The organism is Robiginitalea marina, from assembly GCF_024006985.1.
In the GTDB taxonomy this organism is placed as follows: domain Bacteria; phylum Bacteroidota; class Bacteroidia; order Flavobacteriales; family Flavobacteriaceae; genus Robiginitalea; species Robiginitalea marina.
Window position 1 is genome coordinate 220,026 of the sequence record NZ_JAMXIB010000006.1, and the last position, 23,211, is coordinate 243,236.

Below are 23,211 nucleotides of genomic sequence, written 5' to 3' on the forward strand. Positions count from 1 at the left end.
ACATGCTGAAAATAGCCTTCCACCCGCTTTACACGCACCCCCTCCCGGACGGGCATCGCTTCCCGATGCAGAAATACGACTTGCTTCCGCGGCAGTTGCTGCACGAGGGTACCTGCCGGGCCGAAAATTTTTTCGACCCCGGCCTCCCGGCAACGGAAGACCTGTTGCGGGCACACCGTCAGGAATATTACCAGGCACTTTGCGAGGGGACCCTTTCGCCCCGTGAAATGCGGAAAGTGGGGTTCCCATGGAGCCGGGAGTTGGTCCTTCGGGAGCGCACCATTGCCCAGGGGACCATCCGGGGATGCCACTATGCCCTGGAGTACGGGGTCGCCATGAATATTGCCGGGGGCACCCACCACGCCTATTCCAACAGGGGCGAAGCCTTCTGTATGCTCAACGACCAGGCCATAGGCGCCCATTACCTGCTGGCCCATTCCCTGGCAAGCCGGATCCTGATCCTCGACCTGGACGTGCACCAGGGCAATGGCACGGCCGAGATCTTCCAGGGGGTACCGGAGGTTTTTACCTTCTCAATGCACGGGCGCACCAATTACCCGTTTCGAAAGGAAACCTCCGACAGGGATGTGGCCCTGGAGCCGGGGACCTCCGACCGGGAATACCTCGACCTTTTGGAGGTCCACCTTGCCGCGCTCAGGACGGAATGGAAACCCGATTTTATCTTCTACCTCAGTGGCGTGGATGTCCTGAAAACCGACAAATTGGGCACCCTGGGCCTGACCCTGCAAGGGTGCCGGCAACGGGACGAAATGGTTTTCCGTTGGTGCCGGGACCTGGGGGTGCCCGTGCAATGCAGTATGGGCGGGGGCTATTCCCCCCAGCTCAGGACCATCGTGGAGGCCCATGCAGCCACTTTTCGCCTGGCCCGGGCGCTTTACTTCTAAAAGCGATCCCCACACCCTCCCTCGAAGCAAAAAGCCCGGACGCAAGAATATTCCCGATCTGCACTGGCAGGAACACGCAGATACGGCTGGTTTTTGTACCTTTATACAAACTTTATTCACGATGTTAACCGAAAAAATGGAAAAGGCCCTGAACGCGCAAATCAGGGTAGAAGCAGAGTCGTCCCAAACCTACCTCTCAATGGCCTCCTATGCGGAAGTCAAAGGCCTTGAGGGGATTGCCACCTTCATGTACAAGCACTCCGATGAGGAACGCATGCATATGCTGAAACTCATCAAATATGTGAACGAACGGGGAGGACATGCCGTGGTCTCAGAGCTCAAGGCCCCAAAATCGGATTTCGGATCCTTCCAGGATATGTTCCGCGAGCTGCTGGAGCACGAGATCTACGTCTCCCAAAGCATTAATGAGCTGGTGCACATCACCCTTCAGGAGAAGGACTATGCCACCCACAACTTCCTCCAGTGGTACGTGGCTGAACAGATCGAGGAAGAAGCCCTTGCCCGCAACATCCTCGACAAAATCAACCTTATCGGGAATGACAAGGGGGGTCTGTACCTCTTCGACCGCGACGTGCAGCAGATTACCGTGGAAAGTGCCGCGGGAGCCCCCGGCGCCTAGAGTGTTAAATTTTATTTAGATTTAATTTAAATTGATAGCTTTGTGGGAGTCTATCCAACCTCCCATGGGCAAAAAGAAGGACAAAGCGCCGGAAAAGCTGCAGAAGAAGCGGGAAAAAAGGCTTCAGGAGCTCGCCCAGACCCAGTGCCCGCCTGAGGGCTGCAAGACGAAATGCTGCAAAAAATATAAAAAGTGCGAGAGCAAACGCTGTAAAAAATGCCCGTGCCTGGATTTGCTCAAACAAATCCGAAGCACTGCCCCCGGGCTTCAGCGGGTAGCCTGATCCTGCGACCCCAGCAAAAAAAAAGGGCTATCCAGCCCTTTTAACCCATCAAGCCAAAAGCGTTCATTTGCCCAGCAGGAGCAATTCCATGCAGCGGACTTCCGTGACGTACTTTTTTTCCCCTTCTGGAGTATCGTAGGCCCTGTGGATGAGCTTTCCCTCCACGGCCACCTCCTTACCCCGGGCCAGGTAATTTTCGACAATTTCTGCGGTTTTGCCCCAGGCAACCACCTGGTGCCACTGGGTGTCTGTCACCTTCTCCCCCTTGGCATTCCGGTAGGTTTCATTGGTGGCAATGGAAAATTTCGCCAGTTTGTTCCCGCTCTCCAGGACCAGGACCTCGGGATCCTTCCCCAAATTGCCGATCAGCAAGACTTTGTTTCTAAGTGCATTCATAACTTTAAGGTTTACGTTCCGGGCAAAAGTCGCAGCGTATCCTGCCAAGCCAAAGCAGGGAAAAACGGATTTTATTGCCCGAATGCGTATCTTTAAGAACTTCAAAAACCAACCCCCTTTTATGAAAAACCGGATCCAAACCCTCCTGATCGCACTCAGCTTACTGATACAACCCCTGTCCGGCATCAGGGCGCAAGGCGTAGAGGCAGTCGTATCCCAAATTGAAACCGAAGCCACGGAAAATTCACAGTTGCAGGCGCTTGCCCATGAGCTCATGGATGTTATTGGCCCACGGCTGGTGGGCACCCCACAAATGAAAAAAGCCCATGACTGGGCCGTCCAGACCTTTTCTGGCTGGGGCATTGAGGCCTCCAACGAACCCTGGGGCACCTGGCGCGGCTGGGAACGCGGGATTTGCCACATCGACCTGCTGGCCCCCAGGGTAGTATCCCTGCACGGCAGGCAACTGGCCTGGAGCCCGGCCACCCCGCCAGGCGGGATCACCGCCGGGGTCATTACCCTGCCCATGGTTGCGGACTCCCTTGCCTTTGCACGGTGGCTCCCCCAGGCCCGCGGGAAATGGGTTTGCGTTTCCATGCCCCAGATTACGGGGCGGCCCGATGAGAACTGGGAAGAGTTTGCCACAGAGGAATCGTTTGAAAAAATGAAAAGCCGCCGGGAAGCGGAAACCGCCGCCTGGCAACAAAACCTGCGCAATTCCGGGTATACCGCCCAAACCCTGAATCAGGCCCTGGAAGCCGCCGGGGCAGCCGGCATCCTGCAATCGAGGTGGTCCAATGCCTTCGGGGCCAATAAAATCTTCAGTGCGAACACCGAAAAAATCGCGGTAGTGGACCTGTCCCTGGAAGATTATGGTATGGTGTACCGTATGGCGGAGCATGGGGATGAGCCCAAAATCCGGGTTGTGGCGGAATCCAGGGAACTCGGCAGGGTGCCGACCTTCAACACCATTGCGGTGCTGCCCGGAAAGGAGCTTCCCGATGAATACGTGGTTCTGTCGGCCCATTTCGATTCCTGGGACGGGGGCACCGGCGCCACCGACAACGGTACCGGGACCCTGACGATGATGGAAGCGGCCCGGATCCTGAAAAAAGTATACCCCAACCCCAGGCGCACCATTGTGGTGGGGCTCTGGGGCAGCGAAGAACAGGGGTTGAATGGCTCCAGGGCCTACGTGGAGGACCACCCCGAAGTAGTCGCCGGGTTGCAGGCGCTTTTTAACCAGGACAACGGTACCGGAAGGGTGGTGCGCATAAACGGGCAGGGATTCCTCCATGCCTATGCCTTCCTGGGGCGCTGGCTTGGGGCCGTCCCCGACTCCATCACCCGGCATATCGAAACCACCTTTCCCGGCAACCCTGGGCGCGGGGGGTCTGATTACGCTTCATTCGTCGCCCACGGGGCCCCGGCCTTCTCGCTGTCTTCCCTGAGCTGGAGCTACTGGAATTACACCTGGCATACCAACCTTGACACGTATGACAAGATCGTCTTTGACGACGTGCGGAACAATGTGATCCTTACTGCTGTTCTGGCCTACATGGCCAGCGAAGACCCGCAGCGCACCTCCCGGGAACAGGCGGAATTGCCGCTGGACCCCGAAACGGGCAAACCGCGCGAATGGCCGACCCCCAGGGCGCCAAACCGGGAAGGAGGCAGGGAATAAGGCGGCCGGCAATTTTCAACAAATGCCCAGGGGCCCCTCGGGCATCCTTCAATGATCGAATAACCTTAAATCTTCAAGTATGAGAAAACTTTTCCTCACGGCTTCGGCCCTCCTGATGGTCCTTGCGGTAGCCTATCCCCAGCGCAGAAAACAGAATCCCGCCCCAGCCGTTTTGGCAGATACCCTTTTCCATGGGATGAAATGGCGCAACATCGGCCCCTTCAGGGGTGGGAGGTCTGTGGCAGCCACCGGGGTTGCCAGCCAGCCGGGAACCTATTATATGGGCAGCACCGGGGGTGGCGTATGGAAAACCACCGATGACGGCCTGCACTGGAAAAACATCTCTGACGGTTTTTTCAAAACGGGCACGGTTGGGGACATCGCCGTGAGCGAAAGCAACCCCAACCTGGTGCTGGTAGGCATGGGCGAACACGCCGCACGCGGGGTGATGACCTCCATGGGCGACGGGGTCTACCTGTCAAGGGACGCCGGACAGACCTGGACGCACCTTGGACTCGACAAGAGCCGGCACATTTCGGATGTGATCATACACCCCAGGGATGAAAATACCTTCTATGTCGCGGTACAGGGGCCCCAATACGGGCCCGGCGAAGAAAGGGGCGTATACCGGTCTACCGACGGGGGGGCTAGCTGGGAGCGGGTACTCTATGTTAACCCGACCACGGGAGCCTCTTCCCTCAGCATGGACCCGAACAACCCCCTGGTGCTGTATGCAGCCCTGTGGGACCACCAGCGCTATCCATGGACCATGAAGTCAGGGGGGGCAGGATCCGGGCTGTACAAATCCACGGACGGGGGCACCCGGTGGGAAAAACTTAAGGAAGGACTCCCTGAAGCCTTTGGGAAAGCGGGGATTTCCGCTTCCGGGGCCCAACCGGGCCTGGTTTACGCCGTAATTGAGGCGGAAGGCGAGAAATCAGGGGTTTACCGCTCCGACGATTGGGGAAAAAAGTGGCGGCAGGTGAACCGCGACCGCATCAACGTGACCCGTTCCTGGTACTATATGGAAATCTTTGCAGACCCGCAACAGGCCGAAACAGTCTATGTCCTCAATGCGCCCGTGACACGCTCCATTGACGGGGGCAAGACCTTCCAGCCCCTGCCTACTCCCCACGGCGACAACCACGACCTCTGGATCAACCCTTCCGACAACCGGAAGATGATCAATGCCAATGACGGCGGGGCAAACATCTCCAACAATGCCGGCAAAAGCTGGAGCACCCAGGAAAACCAGCCTACCGCCCAGTTTTACCGGGTCATCACCGACAACCTCTTCCCGTACCAGGTATACGGCGGGCAACAGGACAATTCCGCCATCGCCATCGTGAGCCGCACCAACGACGGGGGGATTGACTGGAAGGACTGGCATTCCGTGGCCGGTTGTGAAAGCGCCTACCTGGCCTTTGACCCCGACAACCCTGAGGTGGTCTTTGGCGGGTGTTACCAGGGGATCATCGAAAAATGGGTGAAGGCGACCCGCGAAGGCAAGCCCATAAAGGAATACCCGGAGCTTTCCCTGGGGAATGCCCCTGAAAATTTCAAATACCGCTATAACTGGAATGCCCCAATATTGGCCGACCCACATGACCCTTCGATCATCTACCACGCCGGGAACGTGGTCTTCCGGTCTGAAGATGCCGGCCAGCACTGGACGGTGATCAGCCCCGACCTGACCCGGGACGAGCCCGAAAAGCAGGGGCCCGGGGGAATTCCTTACACCAATGAGGCCGCGGGGGGCGAAAACTACAATACCATCATGTACCTGGCCGCCTCGCCCCACGAAAAAGGGGTGCTCTGGGCCGGCAGCGATGACGGGCTGGTACACCTGACCCGAAACGGGGGAACTTCCTGGGAAAACGTAACCCCCGAAGGCATGGAAGAAGGCATCGTCAACAGCATTGAGGTGTCTCCCCACGACCCGGCCACGGCGTACCTGGTGCTGATGCGCTATAAATTCATGGACCTCAACCCTTATGTCTACAAGACTACGGATTACGGCAAAAGCTGGTCGCTGCAGGTGCGCGGGCTGGAAGACCCCAACGGCTTTGTAAGGGTAGTCCGCGAAGACCCCAACAGGCCCGGCCTCCTTTACGCCGGTACTGAAACAGGGTTATACCTTTCTTTCAACGGCGGGGGGTACTGGCAACCCTTCCAGTTGAACCTGCCCGTGGTCCCCATCACGGACCTAACCTTTCGCCACAACGACCTGATCGCATCAACCGCAGGCCGTGCCTTCTGGATCCTGGACGACCTTTCTGTCCTGCAGCAGCAAAGGCAGGAAGGCAGCGGGATATTCCTGGCGGCCCCCAGGGACACCTACCGCTTCGAGGGGGGATATTCCGAAACCCCGGCCCCGGGCCTCGGACAAAACCCCAGATCGGGGGTAATCCTAGACTACTACCTCCCCAAGGCGCCTGATTCCACCGGGGTGACCCTGGAAATACTGCAGGGTGACCAGGTGGTCCGGACCTATTCCAGCCTGCCCGAAAAGGACTTCAAAACCTGGCCCGGGGGCCCGCCAAAACCCGAAGTCCTCCCTGCCAAACCAGGCTATAACCGCTTTGTCTGGGATTTTCGAAGGGATGCCCTGCCAGCGGTCGAAAAGGTTTTTGTAATGGGTGACTACCGGGGTTCCCGCCTGGCTCCAGGGCGCTACACGGCACGACTGAGCTCAGGAGCTGAAAAAATCGAGCGCGAATTTACCCTTTTGCCGCATCCGGGGGTGGAGGCCAGCCCTGCAGACTACCAGGAGCAACAGGCTACCCTGTTGGCCATCGAAGGGGCCATTGGGGAGATGCACCAGGGGGTGAACCGCCTCCGCTCGGTAAGCCGGCAATTAAAGGCCCAGGAGAAGCTCCTGGCCGGAAACCCGGAAGCCGCGGCCCTGGTGGAAAAAGGGAAGGCCCTGATGGAACGCATCAGCGCCTGGGAGGAATCCCTTATACAGCCGAAGCAGGAAACCTTCCAGGACGTCATCAATTTCAACAACCGCCTCAATGCGGAATTAATGGAATTAAAGGCATTTGTAGATGTTGCCGAACCCAAGGTTACCCAAGGGGCAAAGGAACGCCTGGCCGACCTGCTGAAGGAGTGGGAAAGCCTCAAAACGGAACAGCAGGGGATCGTCCGCGAGGGGATGGCCGAATATAACCAGCTGTATCTCCAGCTGGGACTGCCTGCCCTGATCATGGAAGAAGAGTAGCCCGCCCCGGACAGGAAAAAGCCGGGCCCCGGGAGGTAATTCCCTCCGGGGCCCGGCTTATCTTTTTTTACCCCTGGTTATTTCCAGTTCTGGGCGTTGAGCTTAAGGGCCGCAATAACGATGTCCTTACGGCTGATCTGCCCGATCAGCAGGCCGTCCTTCATGACCGGCAGCCGCCGGCGGTTGTTTTTATGGAAAACCCCTGCGGCATCGAAAATACTCATGTCGTGCGGGATGGTATCCACATTTTTGGTCATAAAGGATTCCACGCTTTTGTCCAGGATAGGCTGGTTGAAATAACGGCTCTCCGAAATCTGTTTCATGCAGTCGGCCTCAGAAATGATCCCTACCAGAAACCCATTATCATCCAAGACAGGCCCCCCGGAGATCCGGTGTTTCGTGAACGCCTCCATTACCTCCAGAATCGACTGGTCGGGCCTGAAGGTCACGAGCTTTCTGGACATATAGTCGGTAACCAGGATGGGGGCGTCATATTCCTTCTTTGACGCCTCCCTGGACCTGCGGCCCTGAAAACTTTTTATGCCCATACTATTGCTTTTTAAAGGATTAGGTAATTACTAAAGATACCAATTTCCCCTGTACTTCCTAAAATTAAGTCGATAAAATACAACGGGCCTTGAGAATTTCATACTTTTAAAAGTCAAAGCACACCCATGAAGCCAACCGTTTCCGTCCTAACTTTTCTGGGGTTCCTGGGCCTTTCCTATTGGGCCTTCCTGGCAGCCACCCCCCCCTATACCCCCGACTCAGGGCTGCCGGAATCTGAATTTTCGACCGACCGGGCCATGGAGCACGTCAAAAGCATTTCCACCCGGCCCCATGGGGTCGGCTTCCCGGCCCACAGCGAGGTACGCCGGTATCTTGTGGAACAATTGAAGGCCATGGGCCTGGAGCCACAGATCCAGAGCGGCTACACTGCCGGGGACTGGGGAAACCTCAGCAAGGCTGTCAACATCCTGGCGCGGATTCCGGGGACGAAACGGGGCAAAGCCCTGGTCCTCCTCTCCCACTACGACAGCAGCCCTCACTCCTCCTTTGGGGCCAGCGATGCGGGCAGCGGGGTAGCGACCATCCTGGAGGGGGTACGGGCCTCTCTCGCCCGGGGCAAAGCCCACCAAAACGATATCATAATCCTCTTCACCGATGCAGAAGAACTGGGCCTGAACGGGGCCGACCTCTTTGTGAACCAACACCCATGGACCAGGGATGCCGGCCTGGTCCTGAATTTTGAAGCCCGGGGCAGCGGAGGCGCCTCCTACATGCTGATCGAGACCAACCGGGGCAATGCCAAACTGATCGAGGCCTTCTCCGAAGCAGACCCCCCCTACCCGGTGGCGAATTCCCTGGCCTACAGCATCTATAAAATGCTGCCCAACGACACGGACCTCACGGTGTTCCGCGAAGATGCCGACATAGAAGGCTTCAATTTTGCCTTTATCGACGACCATTACGACTACCACACCGCCCTTGACCGGGCCGACCGCCTCGACCCGGGCACCCTGGCCCACCAGGGGTCGTACCTGATGCCCCTGCTGGCGTATTTCGCAGAGGCAGACCTCTCGGCCCTAAAAAGCCTCGACGACCGGATCTATTTCAATGTACCCCTTTTCGGGCAGGTTTCCTATCCCTTCGAATGGATCTGGCCCCTGATGGCCCTGGCTGGAGTCCTTTTCCTGTCCATCCTGGGGTATGGTTTCAGGAGCGGTAAATTGCGCCTGAAAGGGGTCGCCGCAGGCTTTGCCCCCCTGGGGCTTCTCCTGGCTTTGAACGGCCTGGCCGGATATTTCGCCTGGCCCCTCCTGAAAGCCCTGTATCCGGCCTATGCCGATATGCTCCACGGCTTCACCTACAACGGCCACCTTTACATCGCGGCCTGGAGCGCCCTGGCCCTGGGGCTTTGTTTCTGGGCCTACTCTCTCTTCCAGAAAATCGCCCTGCGCGACCTCCTGGTGGCCCCCACCCTTTTTGTCCTGTTGCTTTGTGCAGGGCTCAGCGCATATTTGCCCGGGGCGGCCTTTTTCCTCATCCCGGCCTTCGGCCTGCTCCTCGGGTGGATGATCGTGCTCTCGCAGGACTACCCCAACCCCTACCTCCTCGCATTCCTGGGCCTTCCCGCCCTGTGGGTGTTTGCGCCTTTTGTGCAGATGTTGCCCGTGGGCCTGGGCCTGAAGATGATGGTGGGCAGCACGATCATGTGCTCCCTGATTTTCCTCCTGTTGCTGCCCACCCTTGGGGCCTATCCGAAAAAAAGGAAATTTGCCCTGGCCGGGGGCGTCGCCTTCCTGGCCCTCATGCTGGGGGCCCACATAAAGAGCGGTTTTGCACAGGATACGCCCAAACCCACAAGCCTGCTTTACGTAAAGGACCTCGACCGCGACACAGCCCACTGGGCCACCTATGAAAAGGTGCCTTCGCCATGGACCCTTGCCTTTTTGGGGTCTGCTGCCGGGCCCCCGGATCCCGGGCAGGCAGGTACGCTTAGCAGCAAATACGGCACCGGGTTTTCCTTCGTTAGCCAGGCGCCCGTAAAGGCAATTCCGGCTCCTGAAATCACTGTCCTTTCGGATACGCTGCTGGGGGGCCAACGGGTCATTGACCTGCGGATCGAACCCCGGAGGGATGTGAACCGGCTGGAAGTTTTTACGGGCAATACCCCCCTTACGGCCGCTGCGGTAAATGGGATTGCGCTTTCGGAATTCTACCTCAACAACCGGAGGGGAGGGAAACTGGTAACCCATTACATCAGCGATAATGACCCTACGGAGCTCAGGCTGGAATTCCCCGCCGGGGAACCGCTGGAACTCACCCTTTATGAAGGTTCCAATAACTTGCTGGAAAACCCGCTATTCACTGTCCCGCCCCGTCCGGCCGAAAACATCCCCATGCCCTTTGTGCTCAATGATGCGGTCCTGCTGATCAAAAAACTGCGTTTTGACTAAGGCGGTGGGAATCCTGGGGTGCGGCTGGCTGGGAACCCCGCTTGCCGTAAGGCTCCGGCAGCAGGGATTCCCCGTCCGCGGCACGACCACCCAACCGGAAAAATTGCCTTCCCTGGAGGCGCTGGGCATAGAAGCCTTTCGCCTGGTCGTTGGTGAAAAAGGGATTGAAGGCCCTGTGGAGGCCTTCCTGAATGGACTCCATTGCCTGGTAGTGGACATCCCGCCAGGCCTCAGGGCCGACCCGGAAAGCGACTTTGCCGCCAGGGCTTCCACCCTGCAACGCGCCCTGGAAGAAACCAGGGTCCCGCACCTGGTATTCGTAAGCAGCACCTCGGTGTTTGGACAGGAACAGGGGGAAGTCAGCGAGGCCGATAAAGCCATTCCAGATTCTGAAAGCGGCCGCCAGTTGCTGGAGGCGGAAAACCTGCTGCTGGCCGACCCCAGCCGCCTGACCCAGGTCGTACGCCCCGGAGGCCTGTTGGGCCCGGACCGGCACCCGGTAAGGGTGCTGAGCGGCAGGGAATTCCGGGCAGGGGGCAACCAGCGGGTTAACCTCATCCGGCGCGAAGACCTCCTTGAGGCCTTGATGGCGCTGATATCCGGCGCATTCCCTCCCGGGATCTACCATGCGGTTTACCCGGAACACCCTGCCAAAAGGGCCTATTACACCCGGGAGGCGCATGCCCTGGGAGTGCCGCCCCCGCTTTATGGAGGCTCGCCCGGGCCGCCGACTGGCAAACAAGTACTCAGCAACCGGTTTGCCGCACACGGGGTCCGCTTTACCCATTCCATTTATTCCGATGACCACGGCTGGCATCCCGCCCCGGGGGGCGATTAGCCCACCGGGAAGTGCCCTTGCCTGCCAAAAAAAATGTAGCTTTGTCGTCCTAAAACGAAGTAACCATGAAGAAGCTCCTCGTGATCCTTTTCGGTGCAATAAGCCTCGTTGCACAGGCGCAGAGCCAGGCCGACCTCCTTGGGCACTACCAGGACTATTACCGGCAAATGCGCCTTCAGGGCGATGTGCAGGGGGTCATCAATGCCCTGACTCACCTGAACCTGCTGGACCCTTCGCCGGCACGGCTCGATACCCTCGCTTACGTTTACACGAACAACAACCAGCACATGCAGGCCCTGAACACCATCGGCATTGAACGGAACCCTGAGGATTCCGACCTGGCCCTGCAGGTAAAGGCAGTTTCCTTAAAGGCACTGAACCAGCCCAGACGCGCCCTGGAGCAGTTCCAACTCATGTATGAACGCGGCCCCAACCCTTATCTGGCCTATGAAATTGCCGACCTGAAAATACAGGTTGGCGATAGCCCTGGGTCGCTTTCGGAGATAGAATACGGGATTTCGAATGCCACAGACGATATGAAATACGCCTTTTATGAAAGGCAGCAACCTTATGAAGTCCCCCTGAAAGCGGCTTTTGTGCACCTGAAGGGCCTGGCGCAGTTCAACATGGACAAAAACAACATAGACCAGGCCATTGCCAGTTTTGACGAAGCCCTGGCCATGGCGCCGAATTTCAACCTGGCCAGCCTCAGCAAACAGGCCCTGGAATCGCGCAAGCAAACCCCGGAGGATCCCAAACAGGAATAATTGCGAAAAGGGGCGCTTCGCCCAGGGGAAAGCGCTATTGAGACATCCCTTCCAGAAGGTCCCTGAACCCCAGGGCCACCCCGTTGGTCCAGCCAAACCCGTCCTGGGTAGGGTACTCCCCTCCCCCTGAGGCCAGGTTGATGTCTACCACGTTGTATTTTTCCATCATCTTGCCTTCCTCCCTGTAGACCCGCTCGTTAAGGGCCAGCCACCGCTCCATGATTTCCCGGGCTTCATCCTCAAACCCGTACCGGAGCAACCCCTGTACCCCCATCCATTGCAGGGGTGCCCACCCATTGGGGGCGTCCCACTGCTGGCCCGTGACCCGAAGCGTGGTCACCAGGCCCCCGGGCTTCAGGAAATCCTCCATCAGGCGGTCCCTGACCTTTTGGGCCTGCGCCTTTGTGGCCAGTCCGAAGGCCAGGGGAAAGACCCCTGCCAGGGTGGCTTCACCGCAACGGCTGTTGCTCACAAAATTGAAATCCTTGTAAAACCCCTCCACGGGGTCCCACATCAGGGTATTGATGGCCTTTTTACGCGCCTCTGCCCGGTCCTTCACCAGGCTGGCTGCCTCCTGCTTCCCCTGCAGGGAATAGCCTTCGGCCAGCTGCATTTCCATGGAATAAAGGAGGGTATTGAGGTCTAATGGAACCACGTGGGTAGTCTGGGTAGAGGCAAATTCCCCTTCCCGCGCATACCACCGGCTGCTGAAATCCCATCCGGATGCGGCGGCTGCCCTGAGGTTTGCGTAGAGCTCCCTTTTGCCTTCTTCGTCTTCCAGGACTTCCGCCAGGTGGATGTCTTCCCTGTACGACTCGGGCCTGGGGGTACTGGCGCTGTCCCAGTAACGGTTCATGAGCCATCCATTACCGGTCCTGACCACCCTGCTAACTGCCTCTCCCTGGGTTACCAGGTCTTCCCCTTCCATCCAGTACTGGTATTCTTTTTCGATTTGGGGGAAATACCGTTGTTGGAAACTGCTGTCCCGTTCCGCCAACAAGGCCACCATCATACCAAAAAAAGGGGGCTGGGATCGGGTCAGGTAGTAATCCCTGGTGCCGTTGGGAATAAAGCCAAGGGAGTCGATCAGGTGGGCAAAGTTGGCCAGCATATCGGAGGCGATATCCATTCGGCCATCGGCCAGCAGGCCGATCATGGTGAAATAGCTGTCCCAGTAATAGATTTCCTTGAACCTACCGCCCGGTACGATATACGGATAGGGCAGCGGGATCCTGGAAGAATTGGGGTTCAGCGTGTCCCGGACCCGCATAAGGACGGGCCATGTAGCCCTGATATGGCCATACATGTCCAGGCTCTTGTCGCTCACATAAGTGTTGGCCTTCCCGAAGGGATCCGAAAAATGTTGCTCCACGAATTCGCCCAGGTCAAAACCGAATTTTTCCCTTTCCTCCAGGTATTGCCTTTCCAGCTCAACAAAGGGAAGATCCCGGTCCAGGTCGACAAAGGTCTTGGAGTCCGGGAACAGGCCTTCCATCTGGACGGCCTTGAAAAGCTCCGTCTCATAAAAGGAATCTGCGGAAACCGCGACCTCCGGGGCCTGTCCGCACTGGCTGATCAGCAGGGTGCCGAACAGCAACATCAGGAGAATTCCCTTTCTGTTCATCAGGTGTTGTATTTAGTATGGATTAGTTCGGTGCCCCTAAAAGTAATGATCTTTTCAAAACGCTGTCCTGTTCCTTCTTCAGGGCGATCACCCCCTGAACCGTTTCATTGGGGATGGCAATGGAGAGCACATAGTGCGCGATTTTCCACTCCTCCCCTTCTTTCACCAGGACGCCGGAACCGCGGCAGAGCTGCATCCAGGTATCCAGGAGTTCATCGAACCAGGCCACCCGCCCACCGGCCCCGACAAAGATATGCCGCTGCACCGGGGTGAAGGACCAGGCCTTCCCCTGTTCAAAATAAGGCCTGGAAAAGGCCATAAAGGCATCCCTGTCCCAATGCTCGGTGGCGTCGGTCCCCACAAAAACAGCCGACGGCGCCATTTTATCAAAATAGGCGTCAAAATCGGCCCGGCTCGCAGCGTGGTGCCAGCCGTCCAACAGGAGGCCAATCCGGTCTTCTTCAGTCTGCTGGGCCAGCAGCAGGACCCCCTGCAGCAGGCAAAGGGCCATAAGCCATCTATTCCGTTTCAAATAACTCTGGTTTTAAGGTACTGTTGATAATGAGGTTAAATTGTTCCCTGAGGGCGTTGTAAGCCTGCATGAGCTCCATCAGGGCTTCCCCGTGGTCTTCCCGGTACAGTAGGGCCGCGTCTGATTTGCCGATATAGGTGCGCACAACCCTGAGCCTGCTGCGAACCGAAGGTCGTTCAAAAGTCAGGGGGATGGCATTTTCCTCTACCTGATTGCATATCTGGCTCAGCTCCTCCAGCAACAACTGCAATTCCTCGCGGCTCCGGGTTTGAGAAAGGGCCGCGATCCGCTCTTCAAGGGAAAGGAACTGCGGCCACTCTTCCAGGACTTCCCGTGCCCCCGGGTTAATGGGAACCGCCGAAGGAAGGTCGGGAATACCAACCCAGGCCTCAGGTTGAAGTTGTTCCTTATCCTTCTTTTCAGGGGAACCACACCCTGGGGCCAGCATGGCCAGGACCAATACGATGAAGAAATTCCGCATAGGGCGAATGTACAAATTTTGAGAACAGTTATCTTTACCTCCCCTGTCGTTAAAAGCGCTTTTGTATGCCAAAGAAAATATTGATCCTGGGAGCCTGCGGGCAGATCGGAACCGAGTTGACCCTCGCCCTGCGCGCCCGGCACGGGGCGGAAGCCATTATCGCCACGGACATCAGGGAAGGGCAGGTGGAATTGATGGCCTCCGGGCCATTTTCGGTCCTTGATGCCACGGATTTCCGGGCCGTAGAAAAGATCGTACAGGACCACAAGGTAGAGGAGGTTTACCTTATGGCGGCCATGCTGAGCGCCACGGCCGAGAAATCCCCTTCCCGGGCATGGGAACTCAACATGAATTCCCTCTTCCACGTACTGGAACTCGCCAGGCAGCAACAATTCGCGAAACTTTTCTGGCCTTCGAGCATCGCGGTCTTTGGCCCCAGCACCCCAAAGGACAATACCCCCCAGTACACCGTTACCGAACCCACCACGGTTTACGGGATCAGCAAACTGGCGGGGGAAGGGTGGTGTTCCTACTACCACAGAAAACACGGCGTGGATGTGAGGAGCCTTCGCTATCCGGGGTTGATCAGTTGGAAGGCCGAACCCGGTGGGGGCACCACCGACTACGCCGTCGAAATCTACCACGAGGCCCTGGCGAAAGGGCAATACGAATGTTTCCTCAGGGAACAGACCCGGCTGCCCATGATGTATATGGAGGATGCCATCCGTGCCACCCTGGAGCTCATGGAAGCCCCGGCAACCCGGGTGACTATCCGGAACTCCTATAACCTGGGGGCGATGAGCTTCACCCCGGCCGAGATGGCCGAAAGCATCAGGGAGCACCTTCCCGGTTTTCGCATAGGGTACAGGCCAGACTTCCGCCAGGAAATTGCAGCATCCTGGCCTGAGCGCATCGACGACAGCAAGGCCAGGGAAGACTGGGGCTGGGAACCGCGCTACACGCTGCAGGACACCACCCGTGAAATGCTCACCCGGCTGCGGGATCGTCTCTAAAGCTCGATCGCCTTTTTGGGGTGGTATTTCAGCTTCTTCTCTATCGTGGTAATCATGGTATTGGCGATATCCTTCCCGGTGGCGTTCTCGATTCCTTCGAGGCCCGGGGAAGAATTGACCTCCAACAGCAAGGGGCCCCTGTTGGATCGGATGATATCGACCCCGGCCACAGAGAGGTTCAGGACCTTGGTCGCCTTGATGGCGAGCTTGCGCTCCTCGGAAGTAATCTTTATCATGGAGGCCCTGCCGCCCTGATGGATGTTTGCCCTGAATTCGCCTTTTTCGGCCTGGCGCTGCATGCTGGCCACCACCTTGCCGTCGATCACAAAACAGCGGATATCCTGCCCGTTGGCCTCCTTGATAAACTCCTGCACCAGGATGTTGGTCTGCACGCTTTTAAAGGCGTTGATCACGCTCTCCGCGGCCTTGTTCGTCTCGGCGAGCACCACGCCCTTCCCCTGGGTACTCTCCAGCAATTTGATGATCAGGGGGGCCCCGTTCACCATTTTGATCAGGTCCTTGGTGTCGTTGGGGGATTTGGCAAACCCGGTTATGGGGATATGGATGTCGTGGCGGGCAAACAACTGGGAAGCGAAGAGCTTGTCGCGCGACTGGGTTATGGCCTCTGCCGAATTCAGGCAATATACCCCGAGGTTATCGAACTGCCGGATAAGGGCGCAGCCGTAAAACGTCACCGAGGGCCTGATCCTGGGGATAATGGCGTCGAATTCATTGAGGATGTTCCCTCCGCGATACCGGATTTCCGGGGAATTGGCATCGAGTTTCATATAGGCCAGTTCCACATTGAGAAATACGATCTCGTGGCCCCGGTCCTGGGCGGCTTCCATGATCCGCCGGTTGCTGTACAGGTGGGGGTTGCTGGCCAACAAGGCGATTTTCAACCCCGATTTCTTGTGGATATAGGACGCATAGAGTTGCTCCAGCCTGTCGGCAGTGAATTCCCCGGCCAGCAGGTTTTGCCCGGGATCGACCAGGTAACGCCCCGACAGGGCTTCACGCCCCAGGAGCATGCGGAATTCCATGGTGTCGCGGCTGGCCAGGGTAAGTTCGATATCAAATTTGTCGGGGCCCAGCCTCACCGGGGTTTTGACCACCAGCCGCTCTTCGGAGATCCCGGAGGAACTCTTTACGATCCGGCGGTCGATCAACCGGGCTTCGCAATGGACGGTAATACTGCGGTTTTCCTGGAGGGGGTGGACATCAAACTGTACCCATTCCTCTCCATGGCGCATCACGATCTTGCTATTGGCCGCCTGGATGGAAGACGTCTTGGCCCCCGAATCGACCCTCGCCTTGATGGCGGGGATGCCCATTTCTTCAAATACGCACCATTCCTCGCTCCCGAGTAGTTTCTGATTGTTCATGGTTGGCTGATTTGAGGGGTCCGCAGGTCGGGCATGTTTCAAAAGGCTATTCCGTCACGGCCCGGAAGGTGTCGCCGGGATCGAGGAAGTGTTTGAATTCCACCATATACCCGTTGGGGTCTTCCACAAAAAAGGAGCGATGTGCCCCGGGTTTTCCCGAAAGGAACAGGCTGTTGACGGGCAATTCCAGCGAAAGGCCCTGCAGCCGCCCCAGAAGGGACTCCCAGTCTGCACTCCCTACCAGGACCCCAAAGTGGAAGGCCGGCAAAACCGCCTCCTCGAATTTATACGATTTGTACTGGAAACTGAAGCTTCCGCTTTTGGTAAAGGTAATCTGGTTCCCATAGAGGTTGATGTCGACCCATTGGGTGGTGCTCCTTCCCACCGCGGCTCCGAGGGTTTCCGTATAGAAGGCATGCGTGGCTGAAACACTGATACAGGGTAAGGACAAATGAAACGGGGCCTGTTGCATGGGAAAAAGAATTAAAGGTTATTCATCGTCCTCGTCCATTTCTATGTCGGGGATGGCAGTGGGGTCATCTGAGTCGTAATCTTCATAGTCCTCCTCGTCGTAATTGGCCATGGTCTTTTCCAGTTTGGCACTGATCTTGACAAGGTATTTGGTGTCATCGGTAGAGACCTCAACGGCCTCGATGAGCTCCCCCTGTGCATTCCTGAACGTAATGATGTGGCCATCGTCATAGCCGTCGGGATACCGTTCCACGAGGAGCTTGAGCACCTCCGGGGTAAGTTTTCTAAAGTCCACGATAACGCGCCTCAGGTTGTCCATGATTACAGGTTTAAAAGATACGCAAAAATTAATGGGGCAACAATGGTGGCATCGCTTTCGATAATGAACTTGGGCGTATCTATCCCCAGCTTGCCCCAGGTGATTTTTTCATTCGGCACGGCCCCGGAATAAGAGCCAAAACTGGTAGTACTGTCGCTGATCTGGCAAAAATAGCTCCAGAAAGGGGTGTCGGTCCGTTCCAGGTCCTGGTAGAGCATGGGGACTACGCAGATGGGAAAATCCCCGGCAATACCCCCGCCGATCTGGAAAAAGCCTATGCCATTCCCCGAATTTTCAGTGTACCAGTCGGCCAGGTACGTCATGTATTCAATCCCGGATTTCATGGTCCGGGCCGAAAGCTCCCCTTTGATGACATAGGACGCGAAGATATTCCCCATGGTGCTGTCTTCCCAGCCGGGGCAGACCAGGGGCAGGTTTTTTTCTGCGGCGGCGTACATCCAGGAGTCACGGATATCGATTTCGTAATACTCCTCCAGCACCCCGGAAAGCAGCATTTTGTACATGAATTCATGCGGAAAATAGCGCTCCCCTGCGGCTTCAGCCTCTTTCCAGAGCCTGAAGATGTGCTTCTGCAGGCGGCGAAAGGCTTCTTCCTCAGGGATACAGGTATCCGTAACCCGGTTCAGGCCGCTTTCCAGCAGGTCCCACTCATCCTGGGGGGTGAGGTCCCGGTAATTGGGCACCCGTTTGTAATGGGAATGGGCGACGAGGTTCATGATGTCTTCCTCGAGGTTCGCCCCGGTACAGGAAATAATGTGCACCTTGTCCTGCCTGATGATCTCGGCAAAAATCTTTCCGAGCTCAGCGGTGCTCATGGCGCCGGCAAGGCTCACCAGCATTTTGGAACCCTGCTCCAGCTGGGCTTCGTACCCCCTGGCCGCATCCACCAGGGCTGCCGCATTGAAGTGTTTGTAGTACTTGGCAATAAAATTGGATATCGGTCCTTTAGAGCTCATCATCATCAAATTTCGAGGACAGGTTGCTTTTCCAGCCGCCTTCCTCATCAAAGGGTTCATCAAAGTCGCCCTCCTGGGCGGTTTCCATAAATTTATAGGACAGCATTTTATAATACAGCTTGGCCGCGACGAAATCGGAGGCCCTGTTTTGGGGGTTCGGGCACAATTCCACCAGGTCAAAACCCACCACATTCTTCTCCTGGAAAACCTTGCGGAGGAATTCCAGGGTTTCATACCAGAAAAGGCCCCCGGGCTCCGGGGTACCCGTCGCAGGCATGATGGACGGGTCGAGGGCATCCAGGTCGAAGGTAATGAAAACATGGTCTGTCATCAGGTCGATAACCTTATCCATCCAGAATTCGTCGGCCACCATCTCATGGGCAAAAAACACCCTTTCCGGGTCCATATAGGTCTTCTCTATGGCGTCCATGCTGCGAATGCCCACCTGGATCAGGTTGGTGGTCTGGGCCGCCTCGTGTACCGCGCAGGCGTGGTTATAAGGGCTGCCGAGATACGTTTTCCTCAAATCGGCATGGGCATCGATCTGCAATACCGTAAGGTTGTCAAAGCATTCATTGAAGGCCCGGATGGAACCAATTGAAATGGAATGCTCCCCTCCGAAAAGAGTAACAAACTTATTGCGCTTGATGTAGTCCTTGGTAATTTGATGTACCTCCCTCACCACCGCTTCGGGGCTGTCTTTTTCCGAAATGGAAGGCGCCAGATATATCCCCTGCCGGTAAACCTCCGTACCGGTTTCAATGTCGTAAAGTTCCATGTTTTCGGATGCCGCGAGGAATGCCTCCGGCCCTTTGTCGGCTCCCTTCCCCCAGGTACTGGTTCCATCATAGGGCACGGGGATCAAAACTACCCGTGCTTTTTCCAGCTGCGCGAACTCCTCCGGGATTCCCGCATAGGTTGGCGTACTTTTCATTCTTTGTGGATTTCTTCTTTGGTTGCGTATTCGTGTTGTTGATTTCCTAATTCTTCCTGCGCACCGGAATCCTGCCCTTCCGTTCCATAGCCAAGGATCCGCAGGTATTCCCCGGATTCCTGCTGCTCCCGGAAAAGCGTAACCATCAGGTGGCCTTCCCCGTCCCGGTCTATGAGCAGGTGCTTCGGATAGGGAATCAGGCAGTGTTGCAGCCCCCCGTATCCCCCGATGGTTTCCTGGTAGGCCCCGGTATTGAAAAACCCGATATACAGCGGTTTCTCCGAATGGAATTTCGGCAGGTAAATGGCGTTCATATCCTGCTGGCTGTTGTAGTAATCGTCACTGTCGCAGGTAAGCCCGCCCAGCAGCACCCGTTCATAGGGGTCGTTCCAGCGGTTGATGGGCAGCATGATAAAACGCTTGTTAATGGCCCAGGAGTCCGGCAGGGTGGTAATGAATGAAGAATCGATCATGTTCCACTTCTCCCGGTCGTTCTGTTGTTTCTGGTAAAGGACCTGGTAGATGGCCCCGCCGCTTTCCCCAACCGTGAAGCTCCCGAATTCCGTAAAAATATGGGGCACGGGCACATCGGCCTCCTTGCAGGCCAGGTTGATCTGGTTAACGATTTCGTCGACCATGTATTCGTAATCGTATTCAAAAGCCAGGGAATTCTTGGTGGGAAACCCGCCCCCTATGTTGAGGCTGTCAAGGGAAGGGCAAATCTTCTTGAGCCTGACATATACCTTGAGGCATTTTGACAATTCGTTCCAGTAATAGGCATTATCCCTCATCCCCGTATTGATGAAGAAATGGAGCATCCGCAGCTCAACCTTGTCATTGTCTTTGATCTGGTTCTCGTAAAAAGGCACGATATCCTTATACCCGATCCCCAGGCGCGAGGTGTAGAATTCGAATTTGGGTTCTTCTTCCGAGGCGATGCGGATGCCTACCTTGAAATTATCCTCGATCTCTTCAGTGAGCAGCGACAACTCCTCATAATTGTCGATAATGGGAATGCAATTGCGCTGCCCGTTGTTGATCAGGCGGGCGATGTTCTCGATATATGCAGCCCTTTTGAACCCGTTGCAAATGACGTAGGTGTCGTCCTTTATTTTTCCTTCCTTTTTCAGGCGTTCCACGATTGGGATGTCAAAGGCCGAGGAAGTTTCGATGTGGATGTCGTTCTTGAGGGCCTCGTGCAATACATACCTGAAATGCGAGCTTTTGGTGCAATAGCAGTAATAATACTTCCCGTGGTACTGGTGCTTTTCCATGGCCGCTGCAAACCATTTCTTGGCCAGTCCGATATTTTGCGAAATCTTCGGCAGGTAGGTGAATTTTAAAGGACTCCCGTATTTTTCCACGAGTTCCATCAGGGGGATCCCATGGAAAAGGAGGTGGGAATTATCAAGGGTAAATTCCTCAGTTGGAAAATAATAAGTCTGATCGATCAGATCGCGGTAGGTAATGTTCATCGAAATATTTTTTCAGAAATAGCGCCTGCGGCAAGCCCGTACAGGAAAATCCGGGGCCTACCTCATACTGCAAGATAAGAAACAAGAATTAGACGGGATGGGCGGTACTCCCTTATCCGCCCGGGTAGCGGGCAGTTTGCGGAGGATAGGAGCTACTTGGAAATTCCGGTTACCTGTGCTAAAGGCCATTGCCTGGCATAACTCCCCGTATCCCGGCAACCCGAACATAAAAACACTTTTCATTATGTCCTTCAGAGAACCTTATACACCGCGGTTCACCGGTGTAAATGAAAACATTTTTTTTTTAAAAAAATCCTATTTTGAAAAAAAAGTTGCCTATTTCGGCGAGCGCATAGAATTCGGGGCTTCCCCATTGCCTGCAACCGTTTTAATATCGGTTTATCCGATGAATTCCGTACCTTGTTTCCCATTGTGAATCCCATAGCCCAGAGATCGCATGAAACGAATGTGCCAAACCCTTATTTTACTGTTCCTCCCCTGCCTGCTCAGTGCCCAGATCGCCCCGGGGGTTTACCTGGCGACGGAACCCCTGGATGGGGGAAAGCGGAATTACCTGCTCCTGGTGGCCGATTCCTACCTGGTGCATACCATTTACGAATCGAGTCCCGCAAAGTTTGTCAGCACCATGGGGGGCTATTACGAGATAGCGGAAGACTCCCTGAAGGTCCGGCTTGAATTTAATTCCGACTTTGCAAAAACCGGGGAAAAGTCCCATAATGTATCGGTTAGTTATGCAGAGGGAAGCCTGATCTTCAATGGAAACATGGACCGCCCGTACACCCGGGAACCGGCCATGGAGCAACCCCTGGACGGGCAATGGCTGTTTGCTATGCGCGGGCCTGACACCGGACAGGAGCGCCGCGGGGACGGACAACCCCGCAAGACCTTAAAATTCCTAATGGATGGATATTTCCAGTGGATCGCCTACAATACCGACACCATGGAATTCTTTGGCTGCGGCGGCGGGCGGTATGCGGCTGAAAACGGCTCCTATATCGAGGCCATCCAGTTTTTTTCCAGGGATGATTCGCGGGTTGGGGCTGAACTGGATTTCCAGTTCGAAAGGAAGGGCAATGACTGGCACCACACCGGCAAAAACAGCCGTGGGGAACCGATGTATGAAATCTGGTCGCTCCGGGAGTAACTCAGCCCCGGAGGATATCCGATTTTCCCCCCCGTTTTTCCAGCAGGCGTATCAGGCGGATCTCAATCCCCTTGTCGAGGGGTTTCAGCATGTCATAGAGGTTCAGGGCCACCACGCTGGCGCCATGCATTGCCTCCACCTCTACACCGGTTTTGTAATGCGTCCTCACTGTGACCCGGATACGGATCTCCAGCCCGCTGAGGTCATATTCGATTTGGGTGCCCTCGATGGGGATGGGGTGGCAATCGGGCAAGAGGTCAGGGGTTTTCTTCACCCCCAACAGCCCGGCAGCTTTGCTCATTTCAAACACATCGCCCTTGGGGACCCTGCCTTCCCGGATGGCCATTACGGTATCCTGGCTGCTGAGTACTACGGTGGCTTCGGCCGTGGCGATGCGCAGGGTGACTTCCTTATGGGTAATATCTACCATGGCTAACGGTTTACTTTCCAGGTATAGCTGTCGTCCTGGAAACATTCCTTCCCAAAAACGGGAAGTTCCTTTTTGATGCGTTCCACCACCTGTTGCAGGGTCTGAAAAACGTCCTTCCGATGGGGGGAGGAAACAAATACAAAAAGGCAGATTTCCCCTACCGGCACCTCGCCCAGGCTATGGTAGATATGCATGCAACTAAGGTTGTAGGTTGCAAAGGCGTCTTCGCGGATCTCGTGGATCTTTTCAAGCGCCATGGCTTCATAGGCGGAGTACTCGATGGCCCGGACGGTCTTCCCGTCTATCACGTCGGCCCGAACCTGACCCAGGAAAATGTCGTGGGCCCCGATCCCGGTTTTGGATTGGTGCTTTGCGATGGAATCGGCGATGAATTGGGGCGATATGGCACCTTCCACAAAAAGGGAAGGTCTTTTTGGTGTCTTCATCGGGCTTCGGTTACCCTGCGAAGTTACTGAAGTTTTGGCAAATTCGCCCCAGGGTACTCCCCCGCCTTCCGCCCGGCAACCTCCGGGGACAGCAGGCCCATCGCCCATGGAATCCGGCTCGTTTTTTGCCTAATTCCTTTCATTCCCCCAGATTCTTCCCGGATTTTTAAAAAGTATTCATAAATTCGCAGACTCGTTTTCCGGCCCCGTAGTTCAATGGATAGCCCCGATAGCTATCGGGGGAAGTTTCCTAAACTTTTCCC

22 protein-coding genes are annotated in these 23,211 nt (G+C 56.2%); 9 read left to right on the top strand and 13 right to left on the bottom strand.

Features of this window, described 5'->3' with window-relative positions:
* Positions 1–2 precede the first annotated feature (2 nt).
* Both NG653_RS09605 and NG653_RS09610 read left to right on the top strand, forming a co-directional pair.
* A complete protein-coding gene (locus NG653_RS09605; protein WP_252741480.1) occupies positions 3–905 on the top strand; it encodes a histone deacetylase family protein in 903 nt (300 codons plus the stop codon).
* A gap of 121 nt (positions 906–1,026) precedes the next feature.
* Positions 1,027–1,545, top strand: a complete 519-nt coding sequence (locus NG653_RS09610; RefSeq protein ID WP_252741481.1) for a ferritin — start codon at positions 1,027–1,029, stop codon at positions 1,543–1,545.
* Between the two features lie 346 nt (positions 1,546–1,891).
* Here the strand turns inward: NG653_RS09610 and NG653_RS09615 are convergent, their stop codons facing one another.
* Complete coding sequence (locus NG653_RS09615; RefSeq protein ID WP_252741482.1) at positions 1,892–2,224, bottom strand: single-stranded DNA-binding protein; 333 nt, start codon at positions 2,222–2,224, stop codon at positions 1,892–1,894.
* Positions 2,225–2,345: 121 nt separating this feature from the next.
* Here NG653_RS09615 and NG653_RS09620 point away from each other — a divergent pair, with 121 nt between their 5' ends.
* Entirely contained in the window at positions 2,346–3,908 is a 1,563-nt protein-coding gene (locus NG653_RS09620) for a M20/M25/M40 family metallo-hydrolase (protein WP_252741483.1), read from the top strand.
* 79 nt (positions 3,909–3,987) lie between these two features.
* On the top strand, positions 3,988–7,131 hold the full coding sequence (locus NG653_RS09625; RefSeq protein ID WP_252741484.1) for a VPS10 domain-containing protein: 3,144 nt from the start codon (positions 3,988–3,990) through the stop codon (positions 7,129–7,131).
* A gap of 77 nt (positions 7,132–7,208) precedes the next feature.
* Here NG653_RS09625 and NG653_RS09630 read toward each other — a convergent pair whose 3' ends face one another.
* Complete coding sequence (locus NG653_RS09630; protein ID WP_252741485.1) at positions 7,209–7,679, bottom strand: CBS domain-containing protein; 471 nt, start codon at positions 7,677–7,679, stop codon at positions 7,209–7,211.
* Between the two features lie 126 nt (positions 7,680–7,805).
* On the opposite strand from NG653_RS09630, the gene NG653_RS09635 reads away from it, so the two are divergent.
* From NG653_RS09635 to NG653_RS09645, 3 genes are all read left to right on the top strand, one after another.
* Entirely contained in the window at positions 7,806–10,091 is a 2,286-nt protein-coding gene (locus NG653_RS09635; RefSeq protein ID WP_252741486.1) for a M28 family peptidase, read from the top strand.
* Complete coding sequence (locus NG653_RS09640; RefSeq protein WP_252741487.1) at positions 10,084–10,929, top strand: NAD(P)H-binding protein; 846 nt, start codon at positions 10,084–10,086, stop codon at positions 10,927–10,929. Before NG653_RS09635 ends, NG653_RS09640 begins: the two co-directional genes overlap by 8 nt.
* Before the next feature lie 65 nt (positions 10,930–10,994).
* Complete coding sequence (locus tag NG653_RS09645) at positions 10,995–11,696, top strand: tetratricopeptide repeat protein (protein ID WP_252741488.1); 702 nt, start codon at positions 10,995–10,997, stop codon at positions 11,694–11,696.
* 34 nt (positions 11,697–11,730) lie between these two features.
* Here NG653_RS09645 and treF read toward each other — a convergent pair whose 3' ends face one another.
* The 3 genes from treF to NG653_RS09660 are packed head-to-tail and all read right to left on the bottom strand — an operon-like array spanning position 11,731 to position 14,333.
* Positions 11,731–13,320, bottom strand: a complete 1,590-nt coding sequence (gene treF / locus NG653_RS09650; protein ID WP_252741489.1) for an alpha,alpha-trehalase TreF — start codon at positions 13,318–13,320, stop codon at positions 11,731–11,733.
* 22 nt (positions 13,321–13,342) lie between these two features.
* Positions 13,343–13,852 (bottom strand): nuclear transport factor 2 family protein, encoded by a 510-nt coding sequence (locus tag NG653_RS09655; RefSeq protein WP_252741490.1) that lies wholly within the window; start codon positions 13,850–13,852, stop codon positions 13,343–13,345.
* Positions 13,839–14,333, bottom strand: coding sequence for a hypothetical protein (locus NG653_RS09660; protein ID WP_252741491.1), 495 nt, complete (start codon positions 14,331–14,333; stop codon positions 13,839–13,841). The genes NG653_RS09655 and NG653_RS09660 overlap by 14 nt, the downstream gene beginning before the upstream one ends.
* A gap of 65 nt (positions 14,334–14,398) precedes the next feature.
* Here NG653_RS09660 and NG653_RS09665 point away from each other — a divergent pair, with 65 nt between their 5' ends.
* On the top strand, positions 14,399–15,346 hold the full coding sequence (locus NG653_RS09665; protein ID WP_252741492.1) for an NAD-dependent epimerase/dehydratase family protein: 948 nt from the start codon (positions 14,399–14,401) through the stop codon (positions 15,344–15,346).
* Here the strand turns inward: NG653_RS09665 and rimK are convergent.
* Genes rimK through NG653_RS09695 form a run of 6 tightly spaced genes read right to left on the bottom strand, consistent with a single transcriptional unit; the run spans position 15,343 to position 20,907 of the window.
* The gene (gene rimK, locus NG653_RS09670; RefSeq protein WP_252741493.1) at positions 15,343–16,731 is read right to left on the bottom strand and encodes a 30S ribosomal protein S6--L-glutamate ligase; all 1,389 of its coding nucleotides are present in this window, start codon (positions 16,729–16,731) and stop codon (positions 15,343–15,345) included. The genes NG653_RS09665 and rimK overlap by 4 nt on opposite strands.
* A gap of 46 nt (positions 16,732–16,777) precedes the next feature.
* Positions 16,778–17,203: a VOC family protein gene (locus NG653_RS09675; RefSeq protein WP_252741494.1), complete on the bottom strand. Its 426-nt coding sequence runs from the start codon at positions 17,201–17,203 to the stop codon at positions 16,778–16,780.
* Positions 17,204–17,221: 18 nt separating this feature from the next.
* Complete coding sequence (locus NG653_RS09680; protein ID WP_252741495.1) at positions 17,222–17,521, bottom strand: hypothetical protein; 300 nt, start codon at positions 17,519–17,521, stop codon at positions 17,222–17,224.
* 2 nt (positions 17,522–17,523) lie between these two features.
* On the bottom strand, positions 17,524–18,498 hold the full coding sequence (locus NG653_RS09685) for a deoxyhypusine synthase family protein (protein ID WP_252741496.1): 975 nt from the start codon (positions 18,496–18,498) through the stop codon (positions 17,524–17,526).
* Positions 18,488–19,432 (bottom strand): agmatinase, encoded by a 945-nt coding sequence (gene speB, locus NG653_RS09690; RefSeq protein WP_252741497.1) that lies wholly within the window; start codon positions 19,430–19,432, stop codon positions 18,488–18,490. The genes NG653_RS09685 and speB overlap by 11 nt, the downstream gene beginning before the upstream one ends.
* Entirely contained in the window at positions 19,429–20,907 is a 1,479-nt protein-coding gene (locus NG653_RS09695; RefSeq protein ID WP_252741498.1) for a type III PLP-dependent enzyme domain-containing protein, read from the bottom strand. The genes speB and NG653_RS09695 overlap by 4 nt, the downstream gene beginning before the upstream one ends.
* Before the next feature lie 457 nt (positions 20,908–21,364).
* Here NG653_RS09695 and NG653_RS09700 point away from each other — a divergent pair, with 457 nt between their 5' ends.
* Positions 21,365–22,072 (top strand): hypothetical protein, encoded by a 708-nt coding sequence (locus tag NG653_RS09700; protein ID WP_252741499.1) that lies wholly within the window; start codon positions 21,365–21,367, stop codon positions 22,070–22,072.
* 1 nt (position 22,073) lies between these two features.
* On the opposite strand, the gene moaC is transcribed toward NG653_RS09700, so the two are convergent.
* Together moaC and NG653_RS09710 are read right to left on the bottom strand one after the other, a co-directional pair.
* Positions 22,074–22,502 (bottom strand): cyclic pyranopterin monophosphate synthase MoaC, encoded by a 429-nt coding sequence (gene moaC, locus NG653_RS09705; RefSeq protein ID WP_252741500.1) that lies wholly within the window; start codon positions 22,500–22,502, stop codon positions 22,074–22,076.
* Positions 22,503–22,504: 2 nt separating this feature from the next.
* The gene (locus tag NG653_RS09710) at positions 22,505–22,948 is read right to left on the bottom strand and encodes a molybdenum cofactor biosynthesis protein MoaE (RefSeq protein WP_252741501.1); all 444 of its coding nucleotides are present in this window, start codon (positions 22,946–22,948) and stop codon (positions 22,505–22,507) included.
* Positions 22,949–23,211: the final 263 nt, after the last annotated feature.

Bases quoted from the DNA above. Each gene is read 5' to 3' on its own strand.
- NG653_RS09605 (WP_252741480.1), top strand. From the start codon at position 3: ATGCTGAAAATAGCCTTCCACCCGCTTTACACGCACCCCCTCCCGGAC.
- NG653_RS09610 (WP_252741481.1), top strand. From the start codon at position 1,027: ATGTTAACCGAAAAAATGGAAAAGGCCCTGAACGCGCAAATCAGGGTA.
- NG653_RS09615 (WP_252741482.1), bottom strand. From the start codon at position 2,224: ATGAATGCACTTAGAAACAAAGTCTTGCTGATCGGCAATTTGGGGAAG.
- NG653_RS09620 (WP_252741483.1), top strand. From the start codon at position 2,346: ATGAAAAACCGGATCCAAACCCTCCTGATCGCACTCAGCTTACTGATA.
- NG653_RS09625 (WP_252741484.1), top strand. From the start codon at position 3,988: ATGAGAAAACTTTTCCTCACGGCTTCGGCCCTCCTGATGGTCCTTGCG.
- NG653_RS09630 (WP_252741485.1), bottom strand. From the start codon at position 7,679: ATGGGCATAAAAAGTTTTCAGGGCCGCAGGTCCAGGGAGGCGTCAAAG.
- NG653_RS09635 (WP_252741486.1), top strand. From the start codon at position 7,806: ATGAAGCCAACCGTTTCCGTCCTAACTTTTCTGGGGTTCCTGGGCCTT.
- NG653_RS09645 (WP_252741488.1), top strand. From the start codon at position 10,995: ATGAAGAAGCTCCTCGTGATCCTTTTCGGTGCAATAAGCCTCGTTGCA.
- treF (WP_252741489.1), bottom strand. From the start codon at position 13,320: ATGAACAGAAAGGGAATTCTCCTGATGTTGCTGTTCGGCACCCTGCTG.
- NG653_RS09660 (WP_252741491.1), bottom strand. From the start codon at position 14,333: ATGCGGAATTTCTTCATCGTATTGGTCCTGGCCATGCTGGCCCCAGGG.
- NG653_RS09665 (WP_252741492.1), top strand. From the start codon at position 14,399: ATGCCAAAGAAAATATTGATCCTGGGAGCCTGCGGGCAGATCGGAACC.
- rimK (WP_252741493.1), bottom strand. From the start codon at position 16,731: ATGAACAATCAGAAACTACTCGGGAGCGAGGAATGGTGCGTATTTGAA.
- NG653_RS09675 (WP_252741494.1), bottom strand. From the start codon at position 17,203: ATGCAACAGGCCCCGTTTCATTTGTCCTTACCCTGTATCAGTGTTTCA.
- NG653_RS09680 (WP_252741495.1), bottom strand. From the start codon at position 17,521: ATGGACAACCTGAGGCGCGTTATCGTGGACTTTAGAAAACTTACCCCG.
- NG653_RS09685 (WP_252741496.1), bottom strand. From the start codon at position 18,498: ATGAGCTCTAAAGGACCGATATCCAATTTTATTGCCAAGTACTACAAA.
- speB (WP_252741497.1), bottom strand. From the start codon at position 19,432: ATGAAAAGTACGCCAACCTATGCGGGAATCCCGGAGGAGTTCGCGCAG.
- NG653_RS09695 (WP_252741498.1), bottom strand. From the start codon at position 20,907: ATGAACATTACCTACCGCGATCTGATCGATCAGACTTATTATTTTCCA.
- NG653_RS09700 (WP_252741499.1), top strand. From the start codon at position 21,365: ATGAAACGAATGTGCCAAACCCTTATTTTACTGTTCCTCCCCTGCCTG.
- moaC (WP_252741500.1), bottom strand. From the start codon at position 22,502: ATGGTAGATATTACCCATAAGGAAGTCACCCTGCGCATCGCCACGGCC.
- NG653_RS09710 (WP_252741501.1), bottom strand. From the start codon at position 22,948: ATGAAGACACCAAAAAGACCTTCCCTTTTTGTGGAAGGTGCCATATCG.